Origin of the sequence: Paraburkholderia hospita (genome assembly GCF_002902965.1) — a bacterium.
GTDB classification, from domain to species: domain Bacteria; phylum Pseudomonadota; class Gammaproteobacteria; order Burkholderiales; family Burkholderiaceae; genus Paraburkholderia; species Paraburkholderia hospita.
This window is the reverse complement of record NZ_CP026106.1, coordinates 2,138,096-2,155,755: the sequence shown is the minus strand read 5'-3', so window position 1 is coordinate 2,155,755 and position 17,660 is coordinate 2,138,096. Positions and strand designations below refer to the sequence as shown.

Sequence of the window (17,660 nt, the reverse complement as noted above, 5' to 3'; positions counted from 1 at the left end):
TCAGGGGCGACGATTGGCGTGTCATGCTTGAACGCATCCGGGATCAAAGGCGAGCGACTTGCAGGACGGCCTCGGCAAATGCCTGAGGCGCTTCCTGCGGCAGGTTGTGGCCGATGCCGCCGCTCACGTTGCGGTGCTGATACTTGCCCGTGAACATCTTCGCGTACGCGGACGGATCGGGATGCGGCGCGCCGTTCGCGTCGCCTTCCATCGTGATGGTCGGCACACCGATGGTGGGCAGCGCCGCGAGACGCTGCTCGATCTCGTCGTACTGCGGCTCGCCTTGCACGAGGCCCAGACGCCAGCGGTAGTTGTGAATCACCACGGCGACGTGATCGGGGTTGTTGAACGATGCCGCCGTGCGCTGATACGTGGCATCGTCGAAATGCCACTTGGGCGACGCGAGTTGCCAGATCAGCCGGTTAAAGTCGTTGCGGTTGGCCGCGTAGCCCAGTTCGCCGCGCTCGGTGGCGAAATAGAACTGATACCACCACGCGAATTCCGCCTTGGGCGGCAAGGGCTTGCGGTTCGCTTCCTGGCTGCCGATCAGATAGCCGCTCACCGACACCAGCCCCTTGCAGCGCTGCGGCCACAGTGCGGCGATGATGCACGCCGTGCGCGCGCCCCAGTCGAATGCGCCGAAGATAGCCTGATCGATTTTCAGCGCATCCATCAGCGCGATGATGTCGACGGCGACGACGGCCTGTTGGCCGTTGCGCGGCGTTTCGTTGGCAAGAAAGCGCGTCGAGCCGTAGCCGCGCAGAAACGGCACGATCACGCGGTAACCCGCTGCAGCGAGGATCGGCGCGACGTCGACGAACGCGTAGATGTCGTACGGCCAGCCGTGCAGCAGGATGACGGGCTGTCCGTCCTTCGGGCCCATGTCCACGTAGCCGACGTTTAGCGTGCCCGCGTCGATCTGCTGGATCGCATCGAACGACGTATGGTGAGCCGCTTTCTTTGCGGCGTGCGCGCTCTTCGTGGCTTGCGCGTGCGCGAGGTTGCCGAGGCCCAGTTCCAGCAGGCCGATGCCTGCCGCAGTCGTCCCGATCAGTCGACGGCGGCGCAGATTCACCGTGTCTTGCATGTGCGTACTCCTTTTTTTCGTACAGTTTTTTTGTCAGAGTCGTTCGGGCTTGCTTCGCTAACGCAAGGCAAGATGACCGATCGCCGCTTCAAAGCATCGATGTGCAAAGATTAGACTGCGGGTTGCATGTGTTCCATACAATCTGCATCTAGCCAGCTGATTCATACGGATGGGCAACCGCATACGTTCGTATAGGTTACGCTGGGTTTCTCCCCAAACCCGTCCGGATCATGCGAGCGGCGCGCTCATGCGACAGGCAACGGGGCGCTCAGAAACTGATGAATCTCCGCGACGACAGCGGCGCCGTCGCCCACTGCCGCCGCGACGCGCTTCGCCGATGCATTGCGCACATCGCCGATCGCAAACACGCCGGGTACGTTGGTCTGCAACGCGAAGCATGCCGTATCGGCGCGCACGCCTGCCGCGAGGCCCGTTTTGACGAAGCCACGGTCGTCGATCTCGACGCTGCAATCGCGCAGCCATTGCGTGTTGGGATTCGCGCCCGTGAACAGGAACAGGTGCCGCGTATCGAATGCGAGCTCGCCTTCGGGCGTGCTGCATGTGACGGCTTTGAGGCCCCGTTCGTCGCTTCTGACGGACGCGACGACGGTCCGCGTATGCAGCACCACGTTACCCAGCGACGCAATACGGTCGATCAGATAGCGCGACATGCTCGACTCGAGACCGTCGCCGCGAATCAATATGTGGACACGGCTCGCGTGTGTCGACAGAAACACGGCGGCCTGTCCCGCCGAGTTGCCGCCGCCGACGAGGACCACTTCCGCGCCTCGGCACAGACGTCCTTCGATCGACGAAGCCCAGTAGTAGACGCCACGGCCTGCGACTTCATCGAGGCCCTCGATGGCGGGCTTCCGATACGCCGCCCCCGTCGCGATCACGACCGTGCGCGACGAGATGCGCTGGCCGCCTTGCAGTTCGAGCTGAAGCGGCGCCTGCGCGCAGTCGAGCCGGTCGATGCGAGTCGGGATCACGACTTCCGCGCCGAACTTCACTGCTTGCGCGAACGCGTTCGCCGCCAGCTCGCGGCCCGACACGCCCGTCGAAAAGCCGAGGTAGTTCTCGATCCGCGCACTGGCGCCTGCCTGTCCGCCTGGGCCGTGGCTGTCGAAGACGATCACCGACAGTCCCTCGGATGCCGCATACACGGCAGCGGCGAGGCCGGCTGGTCCTGCGCCGACTACGGCAACATCATAAGTGCGCGCCGAGTCGAGTTCGGGCAGGAGGCCCAGGCGCGCGGCCAGTTGACGTTCATTGGGGTCTCGCAGCAGCGTGCCGTCCGCGAGCATCACAACGGGTACGTCGTCGTGCCATACGCCCCAGTCTTCGAGCAGAGCGCGGATGTCGGTATCGGTCGCGGGGTCCGCGACGGAGTACGGATGACCGAGCCGATGCAGCAGCCCCTCGAGCGCGAGCAGCCTGAGATCGCCCGAACGTCCGATCAGCACGGGGCCGGCGCCTTCGCGCACGAGACCGAAACGGCGCAGCACCAGCGAGCGCATGATCCGCTCGCCGAGGTGCGCTTCCGCGACGAGCATGTCGCGGATCTGCTGTGGCGGAATCATCAGTGCGTCAACGTCGTCGAGTGCGAGGCCATCGGCAAGCGCAGGCTTGCCGGTGAGTTGCGCCACTTCGCCGAGGAACTGGCCTGCGCCCAGCTCGACGATGGTCTGCGACCGGCCGAGCCCATCGCGCCGCGACAGCCTTGCACGCCCGCGCAGCAGCACGCGCATGCCGAGTCCCGGCTGGCCGATGCGGAACATCACGTCGCCCGCGCGCCAATGCTCAATCATGCCGAAGCGCATCATCTTTTCGATGTCGGCGGTGCTGAAGCGTGGGTAACGGTCATCGGCAGGCGCGGCCTTCGGAGCCGCATTCGAATCCGATTGCGGCTCCAGAGGGGAAGGACGCTTGCCTGCCTGTGGATCGTCGCTGTCGTGTCGATGCTGACTCATCGCATTCCTCTGTTTGCTATTGCGCTGGAATAATCGCGGCTATGGGGTCAAGGGTCAATCCAAACGAACGTATGATATGCACGCTTGCCTATATCGATTCCTTTGTTTATTCCCGCGCGCAACTTTAAGTTATTCCTGGCGTTTTAACGCCAGCCTGTTACGAACAAGTACATCGCGGACAAACGCGAGATACATTCGTCGTTTCTAATGAGTGGGACGCTTCGGGCCATTCGCCTCGCAAGCGGTCAAGCATTGCTCTGCCAGTTCGCTCACATTGATGTGCATAGCGTCATGCGCATCGATGCCCATTCCTTGGAAACAGGATGACAAAGCATGTCTTCAACTCCGTTCTCGCCGATGCGGCGTAACGTGCTGGCCGCCACGGCGGCAGCGGGCGCATTTGCGTTATTTCCCGAAGCGATTTACGCCGCGAATAACGCGGGGAATATCCGTCCATTCAAAGCCAATATCCCCGATAGCGACCTCGTCGATTTACGGCAACGTCTGGCTAAAACGCGCTGGCCAGGTAAGGAAACGGTCACCGACGAATCCCAGGGCGTGCGGCTCGCGCGCATGCAGCAGCTCGTTCAATACTGGGGCAGCGAATACGACTGGCGAAAGGGCGAAGCGAAGCTGAATGCTTTGCCGATGTTCGTGACGGAGATCGACGGGCTGGATATCCAGTTCATCCATGTCCGCTCGCGTCACAAGAACGCGATGCCGATGATCATGACGCATGGCTGGCCGGGTTCGATCTTCGAACTCATCAAGGCGATCGGCCCGCTCACCGACCCGACCGCCTACGGCGCCAGCGCCGACGACGCCTTCCATGTGGTCGTGCCGTCCTTGCCCGGCTTCGGCTTTTCGGGCAAGCCGACCACCCCGGGCTGGGGCTCGGATCACATTGCGCGCGCATGGGGCGTGCTGATGGAGCGGCTGGGTTATACGCGCTTCGTGTCGCAAGGCGGCGATTGCGGCTCCGTGGTGTCGCAGCGCATGGCGATGCAGCACGTCAAGGGTTTGATCGGCATCCATGTGAACATGCCCGCCACCGTCCCGGCTGATATCGCGCGCTCGCTGGCTGTCGGCGATCCCGCGCCGGCCGGTCTGTCGCCGAAGGAGAAGAACGCGTACGAGAAACTCGCTGTCTTCTATCGCGACAACTGCGGTTATTCAGCGATGATGGTCACGCGCCCGCAAACGGTTGGCTATGCGCTCGCCGATTCGCCCTCCGGCCAGGCCGCGTGGATGTACGACAAGATTTCGCAGTGGACCTATAGCGGCGGCGTGCCAGAGCGCTCGTTGACGCGCGACGAGATTCTCGACGACATCTCGTTGTACTGGCTGACCGATAGCGCGACGTCGTCGGCGCAGATCTATTGGGAAGACCACTCGAACAACTTCAACGCCGTCGATATCTCGCTGCCCACCGCGATCACCGTCTTTCCGGGCGAGATCTATCAGGCGCCGCGCAGTTGGGCCGAGCGTTGCTATCACAACCTGATCTATTTCAACGAGGTCGACAAGGGCGGCCATTTCGCGGCATGGGAAGAGCCGCTGCTGTTCGCCCAGGAAGTGCGGGCCGGGTTCAGGCCGTTGCGTTGAGCCCGGGAAGATCGACCGGCGATCGCCCGACGTCACAATATGAGCCCGGCGTCACATACGGGCGTTGCGGGGTGACAGGCACGGTACAGTAGCGGGCCTGTTATGCCCGTCGCTGTGTCTGCAACGTCATCGCATGATCGATCTTCTTACCCGAAACTTCATTGAACTCAGCGCGGGAGCGCTCAGGCTGCAACGGGCCGTCGCCGAAAGCGCTGCGCCCGTTCTCGTCGTTGGCCGGGCCAACGCGACGCCTGCCGAGCTGGCCGCGCTGCAACGCGAATACGCACTGCGGGACAGGTTGCACGAAGCGTGGTGCGCCGTGCCGCTGACGTTGCAGCCGCATGGCAACGGCGCGTTGCTAGTGCTGGCCGACCCGGGCGGCGAGCTGTTGCGCGCGGGCACGCAAGGTCCGGCGGGGTTGAAGGCATTCTTCGCGCTGGCTGCGAGCCTCGCGACCGCATTGAATGCGATGCACGCGGCGGGCGTGGTCCATCGCGCGCTGATGCCGCGCAGTTTCCTCATCGACGAAGCGGGCCGGGCTCGGCTGGTGGGGTTCGGCTTTGCGTCGTGTGCGCTGAACGACATGGCGAGCGTGCCCGATGCCGACTTCGAATGGTGCGAAGCGAGCTTCATCTACATGGCGCCCGAGCTTGGCGCGCGCATGAACGTGCGGGTCGACGAACGGGCCGATCTCTATTCGCTGGGTTGCATCCTCTATGAACTGCTGACGGGTGTTGTGCCCTTCGACAGCGCGACGGATGCCGCCGCGCGCGTCCACGCGCACGCGACGCATCGCCCGCGTCCGCCCGCCGAGTTCGCCGCGCACGTGCCGCCGCAGGTCTCGCAACTGGTGATGAAGCTGCTGGAGAAGGCGCCGGGGCAGCGCTATGCCAATGCCGCAAGCCTGCTCGCCGATCTGCGCCGGTGCGAGGATCTGCACGACCGTGCCGGGCACATCCCATCATTTGCGCTCGATACACACGCCGCGCTGCAATCGCTGCAGCGTGCCGACGGTGTGTTTGGACGTGAAGCAGAACTCGAAGCATTGACCACGGCTTACCGTATCGTCGCTGATGGCGGCAAGGCGCGCATCGGCTGGATAGCCGGCGCGTCCGGTATCGGCAAGTCGACCTTGCTGCAGGAAGCCGTCGCGCGCATCCGCCGAACGGACGCGCCGCTGCTTGCCGCGGGCAAGAGCGAGGAAGGCCGCCGCGCGACGCCGTATGCGATCCTCGTGCAGGCCTTGGAGCCGTTGCTGCAATACGTGCTGGGTTGCGCGGACGACGAATTCGCGCAGTGGCGCAACCGCATCCGTGAAGCGACCGGGCCGGCCGGTCGCACGCTGGCGGGCCTGTTGCCGACCCTCACGGCCGTGCTCGGTTCGCAACCGGGCATCGGCGAGGCGCCGGACCCGCAGCCCTCGCTCGAACGCGAGCGCGTGCTGCAAGGCATGGCGCGCCTGATCGCGTGTTTCGCGACGGCCTCGCGTCCGCTCGTGCTGTTGCTCGACGACCTGCAATGGGCGGACGTCGGCACGCTGCATGTGCTCGAGCGGTTGTTCAGGCACACGGACGTGGCGCTGCTGTTCATCGGCGCATTCCGGGGCAACGAAGTCGGCGCGGATCATCCGTTGCGGGTCGGTCCGCTGGCGCAATCGCGCGACACGCTGCGCATCGAACTGGGACCGTTGAACGACCACGCGCTGCGCGAACTGATCGCGCTCGCGCTGCATCGTGACATGCACGCGCTCGCGCCGCTGGCCGACGAAATCGGCCGCAAGACCGGGCGCAATCCGTTCTTCGTTCGCCATCTGCTGCGCGTGCTCGCCGACGAAGGCGCGCTCGAATACGACCTCGAAGCGGGCGCGTGGGGATGGCATCTCGAACGCATCATGAGCCATCGCGGCGCGGACAATGTCATCGAACTGCTGACGCACAAGCTCGAGCAGTTGCCCGTGCCCGCGCAGTGCGTGCTGCGTACGCTGGCTTGCCTTGGCGACCGCGCATCGGGCGACATGCTCGCCATCGCCTCGGCGCTGCCCACCTGCGATGCGGTTCAGGGCCTGCACGCCGCGCTCGAAGCGGGCAGCATCTATCGCGACGGCGAGGACTGGGTGTTCTGGCACGACCGCATCCGCGAGGCGGCGTACGCGTCGATCCCGAAGGCCGACCGCGCGCCGCTGCATCTGAAGATCGCGCGGCGGATGCTCGCGCACCGCGCCGCGCAAGCCGACGTGTTCGCGATGGCCGTGCAGGTCAATCTCGCGCAGCCCGTCGTTACGGACCCTGACGAGCGGCTCGCCTTCGCGCGCCTCAATCTCGATGCCGGGCGCCAGGCGAAGGCGGCGACGGCGCACCATTCGGCCTTGGGCCTGTTTCGCGCCGCGCTCGACTTTCTCGGCGACGACGACATCAGCGAAGACGGTCTGACAGCCCGCATGCTGTGCGGTGAGGCGGAGTTCATGACGGGCGCGCTCGAACCCGCCGAGGCGCGACTGTCGGCGCTGGAGCGGGTGGCGGGCGACGGCATCTTCGGCGCGGACCTGGCGCGCTTGCGCGCGGCGCTGTACACGACGCTCGGCCGCTACGATCTCGCGCTGCAAGTGGGGCTCGCGTTCCTGAGCAAAGCGGGCATCGACGTGCCGTTGCGCCCGAGTGCCTACGACGTCGACCGCGAATACGCGCGTCTGCGCGGCTGGCTCGACGTGCATGGCATCGACGGGCTGCGCCGCCTGCCGATCGTCGCCGACCCGTTGCGCCGTGCGATCACCGACATCTTCGCCGATCTGATTCCGCCCGCGCTCTACACGGATCAGGATCTCGTCGACCTGATGCTGCTGCGCGCCGTCAATCTCGGGATCGAGCACGGCCACTCCGATGCGTCCGCGAACGTGTACACGTGCATGCAGCAGATTTTCGGCGCGCGCTACGGCGACCATACGGCGGCGTTGCCGTTCGGCGAGCTTGCGCTGCATCTCGTCGACGAGCGTGGCCTCGCGCGTTATCGCGCGCGGGTCTATATGGTGTTCGGCACCTTCGTCGTGCCGTGGGCCTTGCCGGCGAGAGCGGGGCATGACTACATCCGCCGTGCGTTCGATGTCGCCGTCCAAAGCGGCGATCACACCTTCGCGATGTATTGCCCCAGCAACCAGGTCACGGGGATGCTGTTCGCAGGCGAGTTCCTCGGCGACGTGCGCGCGACGATTGCGCGAGGTCTTGCGCTGGTGCGCGATGCGAATTTTCGCCTCGTCATCAAATCGTTTCTCGCGAAGTGGGCGTTCGTCACGGCGCTGCAGGATGGCGCGCCGGACCCCGACGAAGAGCCGGCGCCCGTTCCCGTCGAGGGCGCGCCCGTCACGCTGGTGGATCTCGCCTACTGGGTGTATCGCATGCAACGGGCGCTGCTGTTCGGCGATCTCCAGGATGCCGTCGAGTCGCATCGACGGGCCGACGCCTGCGCGCACTTCGCGCGCTCGTTCGCGGAGCGCGCCGAGTTGCCGTATTACGGCGCACTGACGCTGCTCGCGTTGCCCACGCGCGATGCCGCACAGCAAGCGGCGCTTCAGCGCCATATGGATCAGCTCGATGTGTGGGCTCGCGCATGCCCGGTGAACTTCGTCGCGCGGCGTGAACTGGTGCGTGCCGAATACTTGCGCGCAGTGGGCCTTTCGAACGAAGCCGGGCAAGGGTATGCGAAGGCCGTGTCGCACGCGCGCCGTCACGGTTTCACGCAGGTCGAAGCATTGGCCGCCGAACTGGCGGCGCGCTTTCATGCCGCGCGCGAAGAAGAGGTGCCCGCGCAAGCGTATCTGAACCATGCTCGCGGCGCGTGGCAGCGTTGGGGCGCGACGGCCAAGGTGCGTCAGTTGCAGGCCGACTATCCGGACTATTTCGAGTCCGACAGCAGCGCGCCTGGCGCGAGCCGTCTGCAGGAACTCGACGTTCAGGCCGTGCTGCGGATTTCCAATGCGCTTGCCAGCAACATCGTGCCCGCGCGTCTGGTCGAAACGCTGTTACGCACGGCACTCGAAAGCGCGGGCGCCGAGCAGGGCGCGCTGGTGCTGTTGCAACGCGGCGTGTGGCGCGTGGCGGCACGCGCGCATGTGCTGGGCGGCGCAATCGTCGTCTCGCACGAAGCGGCCGATTTCTCGTCGGAGACGCTGCCTGTGTCGATCGTGCATGCCGTCGCGCGCACGCAGGAAAAGCTCGTGCTCGACGACGTGTGCGATTCGCCCGCCTATGCGCAGGACGACTACGTGCGGCGTCATCGTCCGCGCTCGGTGCTGTGCGTGCCGCTGATGCGTTACGCGATGCTCGTCGGCGTGCTCTATATCGAGAACAACCTCGCGGCGAACGTGTTCACGTCGGCGAAAGCGGCGTTGCTCGAAGTCGTCGCTTCGCAAGCCGCGTTCGCGCTCGAAAACGCGCGCCTCTATGAAGAACTGTTCGAGCAGAACCGTCAGCGCGCCAAGGCCGAAGACCAGTTGCGCAATGCGCTCGGTGATCTGGAGCGCGCGAGCCGTTTGAAGGCGATGGGCGAGCTGGTTGCGTCGATCGTGCACGAAGTTGGCCAGCCGCTCGCTGCCGTCGATACGTCGGCGAGCGCGGCGTTGCGCTGGCTGAACCGCAATCCGCCCGAGATCGGCGAGACACGCGAGATGCTCACGCATATCGGCTTGAGCGCGACGCGGGCAAGGGCGATCATCCAGGGTCTGCGCGCGAAGGCGCGCAGAGCAGAGCCGCAATTCACGACGCTCGATCTGAACGAGGCGCTGCGTGAAGCGGCCGCGCTCGTCGCCGGGCAACTCGATGCAATGGCGATCACGCTGGAGCTGCGTGGCCTCGACTGTCCCGTGCAGGTGAGCGGTGATCGCATCCAGTTACAGCAGGTCGCCATCAATCTGCTGACGAACGGCGCCGAAGCGATGGCATCGCTCGCGCAGGGCGAACGCAAGCTGAGACTGATCTGTACATCGGATGACGGGGCGCCCGTTTGCGTGTCGGTGGAAGACCGGGGCAGCGGCATCGATCCGCAGATTGCCGGGCGTCTGCTCGAACCGCTTTTCACCACGAAGGAAAACGGCATGGGCATGGGCCTCGCCATCTGCAATTCGATCGTCGAAGCACATGGCGGCACGTTGACGCTGTCGCCGCGCGAAGTGAAAGGCACGCGCGCGACGTTCACGCTGCCGCGCTTCGTGTCTTGAGCCGCCGCATACGATCGTATGATTGCCGCGCGTTCGCTGATGAGCGTCGTGGACCGTCGCGATCGCATTTGTTACCATCGCCGTCCGCTTGATTGCGCGGACGTTCGCGTCATCGAAAACAGCAAAAATCAACGATGTCCAAATCCACGCCGTTCCAGACTGGTTCCCTTGAGTCCGATGCCCGCCTCGTTTATGTCGTCGATGATGATGAGCTCGTACGTGGCGCGCTCTCGGGCCTGTTGCGCTCGATCGACATCGACGTGCGTGCGTTCGCGTCGACGGAAGAATTTCTCGCTGCCGACAAGCCGGCCATTCCTTCGTGTCTTGTACTCGACGTGCGGCTGCGCGGTCAAAGCGGCCTGGCGTTGCAGCAAACGCTGATCGATGACGGACGCCTGCATATGCCCATCATCTTCATGACGGGCTACGGCGACATTGCGATGTCGGTGAAAGCGATGAAGGCAGGCGCAATGGATTTTCTCGCCAAGCCGTTCCGCGATCAGGACATGATCGACGCCGTGATCGCCGCGCTGGAGCGTGATGCGCGGCGTCTCGCGTCCGACCGCTCGCTGCACGCGATGCGCACGGCGTGGGAGTCGCTGACGCCGCGCGAGCGCGAAGTGCTGCAACTCGTCGCAACGGGGCTGTTGAACAAGCAGATTGCCGCGAACATGGGTATCGCGGAGATCACCGCGAAGATTCATCGCGGCCAGGCAATGCGCAAGATGAACTCACGTTCAGTCGCGGAACTGATGCGCAAAATGGAAGCGCTAGGCATCGTTCAAACGCCGCGATAACCGCTCGCCGCCAGCCTTCAAACGCCTGGTAAGCGGCAAGTAAGCGGCAAGTAGGGCCATATACGATCATATGATGGCGGGCAGGTGAGACGCGCCCTATCCTGACGCTGCCGGGCAAGATTGGGATCCGCTCATTCGCTTGGCTGGTCATCAGCGAGAGTGTCCTTGTCCCTGCACAACAACGAGCTAGTTTCCATCGTCGACGACGATTCCCTCGTGCGCGCCGCGGCCAGCAGTCTGGTGCGTTCGTTCGGATGGGAGGCACGCGTCTTTGCATCCGGCGCGGAATTGCTTGCTTCCGACGTGCTCGAACGCACGCGTTGCCTCGTCTGCGACGTGCAGATGCCGGACATGGACGGTATCGAACTGCTCGACACGCTAGAGCGCAAAGGCATGCGCATCCCCACGATCTTCGTTACCGCCTTCGCCACGGTTCGCATACGCGAGCGCGTGCAGGCGGGCGCGGCGCTTTGCATGATCGAAAAACCGATCGAGGCATTCGAGCTGGAGACGTGGATTGGCCGCGCGCTCGGATATGGATGACGATCAGGCCGTGCTGATGAAAGCGCTATGCGTGAGCGAATGCAATGCAACTGTAATCCCGATACATTTGGATACGTCGAGGAAAAACAGACGACACATTCGGCGCTTCTAATCCTTGGCAGGCATCGACGTTAGCCCGTTCGATGGCCTGCAAACCAGTTTCTACAACGACAAGGACAAGACAATGAACCTCCGCCAATTCGTAATGGGCAGCGGCCTCGCCGCCGTTATCGCATTCTCTTGCACGCAGGTGTTCGCTGCGGACGCGGCTGCATCGGCAACCGACGCAACGACGGCCGCTCCCGCTGCCACGTCGAAGAAGTCGATTCGCGTTGCGAATCGCGCGTTCTCGAAGACCGTTCAAAAGACGCTGTTGAAGACGAAGGGCCTGGAAGATACGTCGATCACGGCATTCGGCAATGCGAAGACGGGTCAGGTGACCTTGGCCGGACAGATTGCGAGCGAGGACCAGGACCACCTCGCCGTCGAAACGGCAAAGCAGGTGCGTGGCGTCACGGCTGTCGTCAGCAAGCTGACGCTGCGCCAGCAAGGCGGCGGTTGATCGCGGCGTAATACACGATGGCGAACGGCCTTGCGGGCATGCGTCCCGCAGGGCCGCCGCCGTCGGAACAAAGACGTTTTCACGCTATGGCCCGCGACAGGGACGGGAGATGAGTCGATGAATGCGCTATCCGAAGACAATATCGTGGTCCGCACGCTGCTGAATGTGCTGGACCCTTCCACAGAACAGCGCGACGCGTGCGCAGTCAACCGTTATGCGGCGCTGAAGAAGCTGCGCGTCAGCATCCCGTCGCCCGTCGTTGAAGACGCGTGCGACGCGCCGTCCAGGCCCGCGCATATCGTGGTCGAAGAGCGGTTGTCGTCGTGCACGATCAGCGTCTCGTGGAGCGATCCCTGCTCGGGGCGATACAACGCGCAGATATGGCGCAGCGGACTCGCGCGCGACGCAGCCGTGTGCGCGCTGACGGGCCGTGCGATCAGTCGCGGCGACGAGGTGTTTCGTCCGCGCGCGCATGACTTTCATGTGCCGTCCAACCGGCATCAGATGATCCTCGCCGCGACACTCGATCCGCATGCGGAACAGCCCGTCGCATGAGGCGTATCATTTCTAGTCCGAATCTTTATCGGGGACAACATGAGTGAACTATGGCGCTTGTCGGCGGCTGAACTCGCGAGGCGTGTTCGCAGCCGTGAGGTATCCGCGCGCGAGGCGGCGCAATCCGCGCTGGCGCGTCTCGATGCAGTGAACCCCACCATCAATGCCGTCGTCGCGCACAAGCCCGAATGGGTGCTGCGCCAGGCGGACGAGATCGACCAGGCGATCGCGCGCGGCGAAGATCCGGGGCCGCTCGCGGGCGTGCCTGTCACCGTGAAGATCAATGTCGATCAGGCTGGCTTTGCGACCACGAACGGCACGCGTCTGCAGGAAAACCTGATCGCCGAAACGAGCAGTCCTGCCGTGGACAATCTGTCGAAGGCGGGCGCGGTGCTGCTTGGCCGCAGCAATTCGCCGACCTTCGCGCTGCGCTGGTTCACGTCGAACCAGGTGCATGGACGCACGTTGAATCCGCGCGATGCAAAGCTCACGCCCGGTGGCTCATCGGGCGGCGCGGCTGCGGCTGTCACCGTGGGCATTGGACAGCTTGCGCTCGGCACCGATATCGGCGGCTCGGTCCGCTATCCCGCCTACGCGTGCGGCGTACATGGACTCAGGCCGAGCTTAGGGCGTGTGCCGGCGTTCAACGCGTCGTCGCCGGAACGCGCGATCGGCGCGCAACTGATGTCGGCAGCGGGACCGATTGCACGCACGATCGAAGATCTCCGTCTCGGCCTGCTTGCGCTTGCCGCGCCGGATCTTCGCGACCCCTGGTATGTGCCGCTGCCGCTGGAAGGGCGCGCCGTGCCGCTGCGCGCAGCGCTGTGCCTGCGCCCCGGCGGTTTGCAGATCGCGAAGGAAGTCGAGGATGCGTTGCTCGATGCGGCGCGCCGGCTCGTCGATGCAGGCTGGACCGTCGAGGAAATCGACGACGTGCCGTCGATCCGTGAAGCCGGGCAATTGCAGGAGCGCTTATGGCTGGGTGACGGCTTCGACGCGCTGGCCGATTCCGTCGCGCGTGACGGCGATCCGGGCGCGGCGGCCGTCGTCGCGGCGGCACATCTGAAGGTACAGGGCCTGCCTGCCGATGTGATCAGCCGTTCGCTGGTGCGGCGCTCGACGCTGGTGCGTGAATGGCGTCTGTTCCTCGATCAGTACGCGGTGGTGCTGATGCCCGTCTCAGGCGAACTGCCGTTTCCCGACGATCTCGATCAGCGTGGCCCTGAAGGTTTCGACCGGGTATGGGAAGCGCAGCTCACGATGCGCGCGCTGCCCGCGATGGGTCTGCCGGGGCTGGCTGTCACGACGCAACTGGTCGACGGCGTGCCCGTTGGCGTGCAGATTGTCGCCGCGCATTATCGCGAGGACTTGTGTCTGCTGGCGGGCGAAGCGATCGAAGCGCGCGGCGTGCCGCCTTCGCCAATCGACCCTGTTGTTTGAGCTTGCCGGGCGGCAACTGCCGCCCGGTCCACACGCGCCCTCATCAAAAATCACGAAAGGGGCGCTGTGACGGCCACGATTGCGGCGCCACGCAGCCGTTCGGCCAGATCGAGATGAACCGGGCGCCCGCCCCACCAGCGCGCGAACCCCGATTGCACGCGATGGCCGATCACCACGATATCGGCATGGAATGCTGCGACATGCAGCGGAACCACGTCGACAGTGCGTCCGAACTTGATGAAGCCATGCGCGGTGACGCCGAGATTCACGAGATGCGCGACTGCAACGTCGAGCGCGTGTTGCGCGTGGGCTTCCATACTGCTGCACGCGAGATCCGACAGCATGCCTGCACAGGTCGCATTGGCCGTGATCGAATCGACGACGGAAACCACATCGACGTGTGCGGACAACGCCAGCGACAATTGCGAGCAACGTTTCAGCGCGGCTTGAGCTTCTAGCGTTCCGTCGTAGACGAGCAGCATTCTTGAAAAGGATGACATGTTCTTTCGATCCGTAACGGAGCGCGAAGCGGGTCGTACTCCGATTGAAAGTGAGGATTTCGTAATGCGAGCCGGATGCATCCGATGCTGGATTTCCGGTGCTCTTCTCAACAACGCTTAGCGAGGCGGATCTATTCCGCACACGTTTTTCTGGAAAAGGTGTTGTGAGCAAAGAGAACTTTTCTTCGCAGTACAATGCCGCCGCGCATGACCCATCGGATCGGCGCGCCAGATCGAATACACGATCGAGAACATCCAGTCGGGCGGGGATATGTCGCGAGGCAGCTTGTGTGAGTCTTCAAGCCCGCGCGCGCAGGCCTGATAAACCAGTTCTTCCGCTTCATATTCGTTCTCTGTCAGCCTTAACGCGAAAGACCAGAGCCGGGGAAGCATGTCCGGAAGAATGAGCGAAAAATCCATGCACTGCATTGCAATCGGGAAGCGGATCGACGGAGGGGAACTGCCTACTCTATCGCTTCCAATTGATGGATGCCTTGTCCATGCGGCGCATTTGTCTTGTCTGGGACGCGCATCCGAACGCTATAGACGTGGACGACAGCGGGCAGGTATGTCCGGGAAAGGCATTTGAAACCGGATGTATCGTAAGCGGCGGCAGATACATTACGACATATTCCTGCGCTAAAACCAGGCTATAACCAGGCATCAATCAGAAAGCGCGTTTTGGACAAGCGATCGAATTGCCTTGGACAATTTTCGAAAGAGTCGAATCACTACACTGAAAAGTCACAGGTTCCCGACGTTAGCGGAATCCGTTGGTGGGTTTCAACCCGACATGACGCGATACGTCGGGTGCTGGCTGCGAAACCCTTTCACTGTAGATGTAGAAGACTTTCAATCGGAAAGACCATGACCGAGTACTCCACAGCACTTTCGTCGAATGTCCGCAGTCGCTTTTTCATCAATGGCGAATGGGTGCTGAGCCACTCCGGCGCGCGCCATGTGCTGATTTCTCCTGCGACGGAAGAGCCTTTCATGTCGGTTCCGCTCGCGGATTCCGTGGACGTCGAGCGTGCGATCGCGGCGGCGCGCCGCGCATTTGACAGCGGTCCGTGGCCGAAGTTATCGGGCGCTGAGCGAAGCGGATATCTGAAGCGGCTGACGGAAGAAATCCGTCAGCGCTTGCCCTTGCTCGCGCAACTGTGGACCGATCAGGTCGGCGCGCCGATTACGTTTGCGAATGGTCTGCTTCCCACGGGTATCACGCGCTTCGAGTTCTTTGCGTCGCTCGCAGAGACGTTCGAATTCGAGGACGCGCGACCGACACGGCGCGGCCACGCGCGCGTACGTCGCGAACCCGTCGGTGTCGCCGCATTGATTGCGCCGTGGAATGCAACCTTCCCGATCGTGTCGCACAAGATCGCGGCGGCGCTGGCCGCGGGTTGCACGGTCGTCGTCAAGTCGCCGCCGGAGAGTCCGCTCGATGCGCTGATCATCGCGGAATGCGCGGCGGCTGTGGGCCTTCCGCCGGGCGTGCTGAATGTCATCACGGCGGGCCGTGACGAGGGCGCGCAACTGGTGCAATCGCGCGATGTCGACAAGATCAGCTTTACGGGCAGCGTCGCCACGGGGCAGTGGATCGCACGCGCGGCAGTGGATCGGCTGGCTCGCGTGACGCTGGAACTCGGCGGGAAATCGGCGGCGATTCTGCTCGACGACGTCGATCTGCCTTCGGCGCTGGCAGCGCTGACGCCGTTCACGATGCCGTTTTCCGGCCAGATCTGCTTCGCGCAGACGCGCATTCTTGCGCCCAGGGCACGACATGACGAGGTCGTCAGCGCGTACGCTGAGATCATTTCGAAGCTGAAGCTTGGCGACCCGCGCGAGACCGATACGCGGATCGGGCCGGTATTGAACGCAGTGCAGCGGGATCGTGTGCGCGGCTATATCGAGCAGGGCATCAGTGAAGGCGCGCAGCTCGTGTTGGGCGGTACTGGCAATGGTGGCTTCGGGAAGGGCTATTTCGTCGAGCCTACGGTATTCGCTCACGTCACGCCGGACACGACGATTGCGCAGCAGGAGATCTTCGGCCCGGTCGTTTCGATTCTTCCTTATGACGACATCGACGACGCCGTGCGTATCGCGAACGACACGCCGTATGGCCTGAGCGGCTCAGTTTATAGCAGCGATGTGGAGCGGGCCTACGCGCTCGCGTGCCGCATCCAGGCAGGCCATATCGGCATTAACGGCGTCGAACTGGCGGCCAATGTGCCGTTCGGCGGTTACAAGTTATCAGGAGTGGGCCGCGAAGGCGGTCGCGAGGGACTGGAGGCGTACCTCGAAACCAAGGCAGTGTTCATGCCGACGGCGGCTGGATGACAGGCAGAGAGGCGCGGGCGTGATCGATCGTTGTGGTCGATTCGTTACGCACGCGCCAAAGACCTGCGCATGCCGTCCGTTTTGAATCATGGGACGTTTTCATGCACTTCGACACGCACGAGATCACTTTCGACACCGGTCTGAGCGCGGGCGAGCGATGGTCGCACATCATGTTGAACAGCCACGGATTGCAATGCGCATTCGATCCGCGGCAGTCGATCGACTCGACCGTCAAGAGTTGGACCCTCGGCGAAGTCGGCGTCTCGCTTGCCGACCTGGCAACGCAGACGCTTTCGCCTGTCGGCGAAGAATTGCCGTCGTGGCAAGGCGGCTGGCTTTTCGTGAAGCTCGTGACGGAGGGCCATGTGCATGTGCAATCGCGCGGCCTGGTCGAGCGTTTCGACGCGGGCAGCATGTTCATCATCGACCCCGTCTATCCGTTTGTCGAAGTGTTCCCTGAGCGCGCGCGGATGACTGTGCTGCGCGTACCGAAGGAGCGTCTGCGTGAGCGCGGCGTGTATCGTTCGAGTGCGGGGCCGCTGGTGGGCGATGCGCTGTCGCCCGATGTTCGCGCGACCTGCGATCTCATCCAGTGCATCGCGCGGCAATCCACTGCGCCGAGCGTCATTGCGCAAAACATGATGGGCGAGCAACTGCTCGAACTCATCGAATTCGCGATGATCGATCCCGGCGCGCGCTCGAAGAGGCGATGCCCCGAAGCGTTGATCCATCAGACGAAGCGCTATATTGAAAGCCATCTCGGCGAGGCTGGGCTGGACGTCGCTGCGATTGCATCCGGTGTGCATGTTTCTTCTCAACACCTGCAGCGGCTGTTCCGTGTAAAGGGCATGTCGCTGATGCGGTATCTGTGGCAGGCGCGGCTCGAGCGCGCGGGGCTATTGCTGCGAACGCGCGGCGCGCACGACAGTTCGATTCAGGAAATTGCATGGCAGTGCGGATTCACCACGGCAGCGCATTTCAGCCGCCTGTTCAAGCGGCAATACGGCGTGTCGCCATCGGATTTCCGCTTTACGGTCAATCAGTTGTAAAAGCAT

The 17,660-nt window shown here is 63.6% G+C and carries 13 protein-coding genes; 9 read left to right on the top strand and 4 right to left on the bottom strand.

What is annotated here, in order from left to right; genetic code table 11:
• Positions 1–43: 43 nt before the first annotated feature.
• A complete protein-coding gene (locus C2L64_RS28000; protein WP_009769495.1) occupies positions 44–1,087 on the bottom strand; it encodes an alpha/beta fold hydrolase in 1,044 nt (347 codons plus the stop codon).
• A gap of 245 nt (positions 1,088–1,332) precedes the next feature.
• The gene (locus C2L64_RS27995) at positions 1,333–3,060 is read right to left on the bottom strand and encodes an FAD-dependent oxidoreductase (protein WP_009769496.1); all 1,728 of its coding nucleotides are present in this window, start codon (positions 3,058–3,060) and stop codon (positions 1,333–1,335) included.
• Positions 3,061–3,393: 333 nt separating this feature from the next.
• On the opposite strand from C2L64_RS27995, the gene C2L64_RS27990 reads away from it, so the two are divergent.
• From C2L64_RS27990 to C2L64_RS27960, 7 genes are all read left to right on the top strand, one after another.
• Positions 3,394–4,665 carry an epoxide hydrolase family protein gene (locus C2L64_RS27990; RefSeq protein ID WP_009769497.1) on the top strand — a complete coding sequence of 424 codons (1,272 nt, stop codon included), beginning with the start codon at positions 3,394–3,396 and terminating at the stop codon, positions 4,663–4,665.
• Positions 4,666–4,798: 133 nt separating this feature from the next.
• Entirely contained in the window at positions 4,799–9,871 is a 5,073-nt protein-coding gene (locus tag C2L64_RS27985; RefSeq protein ID WP_009769498.1) for a trifunctional serine/threonine-protein kinase/ATP-binding protein/sensor histidine kinase, read from the top strand.
• Between the two features lie 134 nt (positions 9,872–10,005).
• Complete coding sequence (locus C2L64_RS27980; protein WP_007743326.1) at positions 10,006–10,668, top strand: response regulator transcription factor; 663 nt, start codon at positions 10,006–10,008, stop codon at positions 10,666–10,668.
• Positions 10,669–10,833: 165 nt separating this feature from the next.
• Positions 10,834–11,211: a response regulator transcription factor gene (locus C2L64_RS27975; RefSeq protein WP_007743325.1), complete on the top strand. Its 378-nt coding sequence runs from the start codon at positions 10,834–10,836 to the stop codon at positions 11,209–11,211.
• Positions 11,212–11,395: 184 nt separating this feature from the next.
• A complete protein-coding gene (locus C2L64_RS27970) occupies positions 11,396–11,773 on the top strand; it encodes a BON domain-containing protein (RefSeq protein WP_007743324.1) in 378 nt (125 codons plus the stop codon).
• A 117-nt stretch (positions 11,774–11,890) separates the two neighbouring features.
• Positions 11,891–12,328, top strand: a complete 438-nt coding sequence (locus C2L64_RS27965) for a DUF3331 domain-containing protein (RefSeq protein WP_009769500.1) — start codon at positions 11,891–11,893, stop codon at positions 12,326–12,328.
• Positions 12,329–12,367: 39 nt separating this feature from the next.
• On the top strand, positions 12,368–13,768 hold the full coding sequence (locus tag C2L64_RS27960; RefSeq protein WP_007743317.1) for an amidase family protein: 1,401 nt from the start codon (positions 12,368–12,370) through the stop codon (positions 13,766–13,768).
• A 50-nt stretch (positions 13,769–13,818) separates the two neighbouring features.
• Here the strand turns inward: C2L64_RS27960 and C2L64_RS27955 are convergent, their stop codons facing one another.
• Positions 13,819–14,268 (bottom strand): universal stress protein, encoded by a 450-nt coding sequence (locus tag C2L64_RS27955; RefSeq protein ID WP_100216081.1) that lies wholly within the window; start codon positions 14,266–14,268, stop codon positions 13,819–13,821.
• A gap of 117 nt (positions 14,269–14,385) precedes the next feature.
• Positions 14,386–14,688, bottom strand: a complete 303-nt coding sequence (locus tag C2L64_RS27950) for a hypothetical protein (protein WP_051058264.1) — start codon at positions 14,686–14,688, stop codon at positions 14,386–14,388.
• 447 nt (positions 14,689–15,135) lie between these two features.
• Between C2L64_RS27950 and C2L64_RS27945 the strand changes: the two genes are divergently transcribed.
• Together C2L64_RS27945 and C2L64_RS27940 are read left to right on the top strand one after the other, a co-directional pair.
• Complete coding sequence (locus tag C2L64_RS27945; protein ID WP_009769502.1) at positions 15,136–16,605, top strand: aldehyde dehydrogenase; 1,470 nt, start codon at positions 15,136–15,138, stop codon at positions 16,603–16,605.
• A 101-nt stretch (positions 16,606–16,706) separates the two neighbouring features.
• Positions 16,707–17,654: an AraC family transcriptional regulator gene (locus C2L64_RS27940; RefSeq protein ID WP_039901827.1), complete on the top strand. Its 948-nt coding sequence runs from the start codon at positions 16,707–16,709 to the stop codon at positions 17,652–17,654.
• The last annotated feature ends 6 nt before the right edge of the window (positions 17,655–17,660 follow it).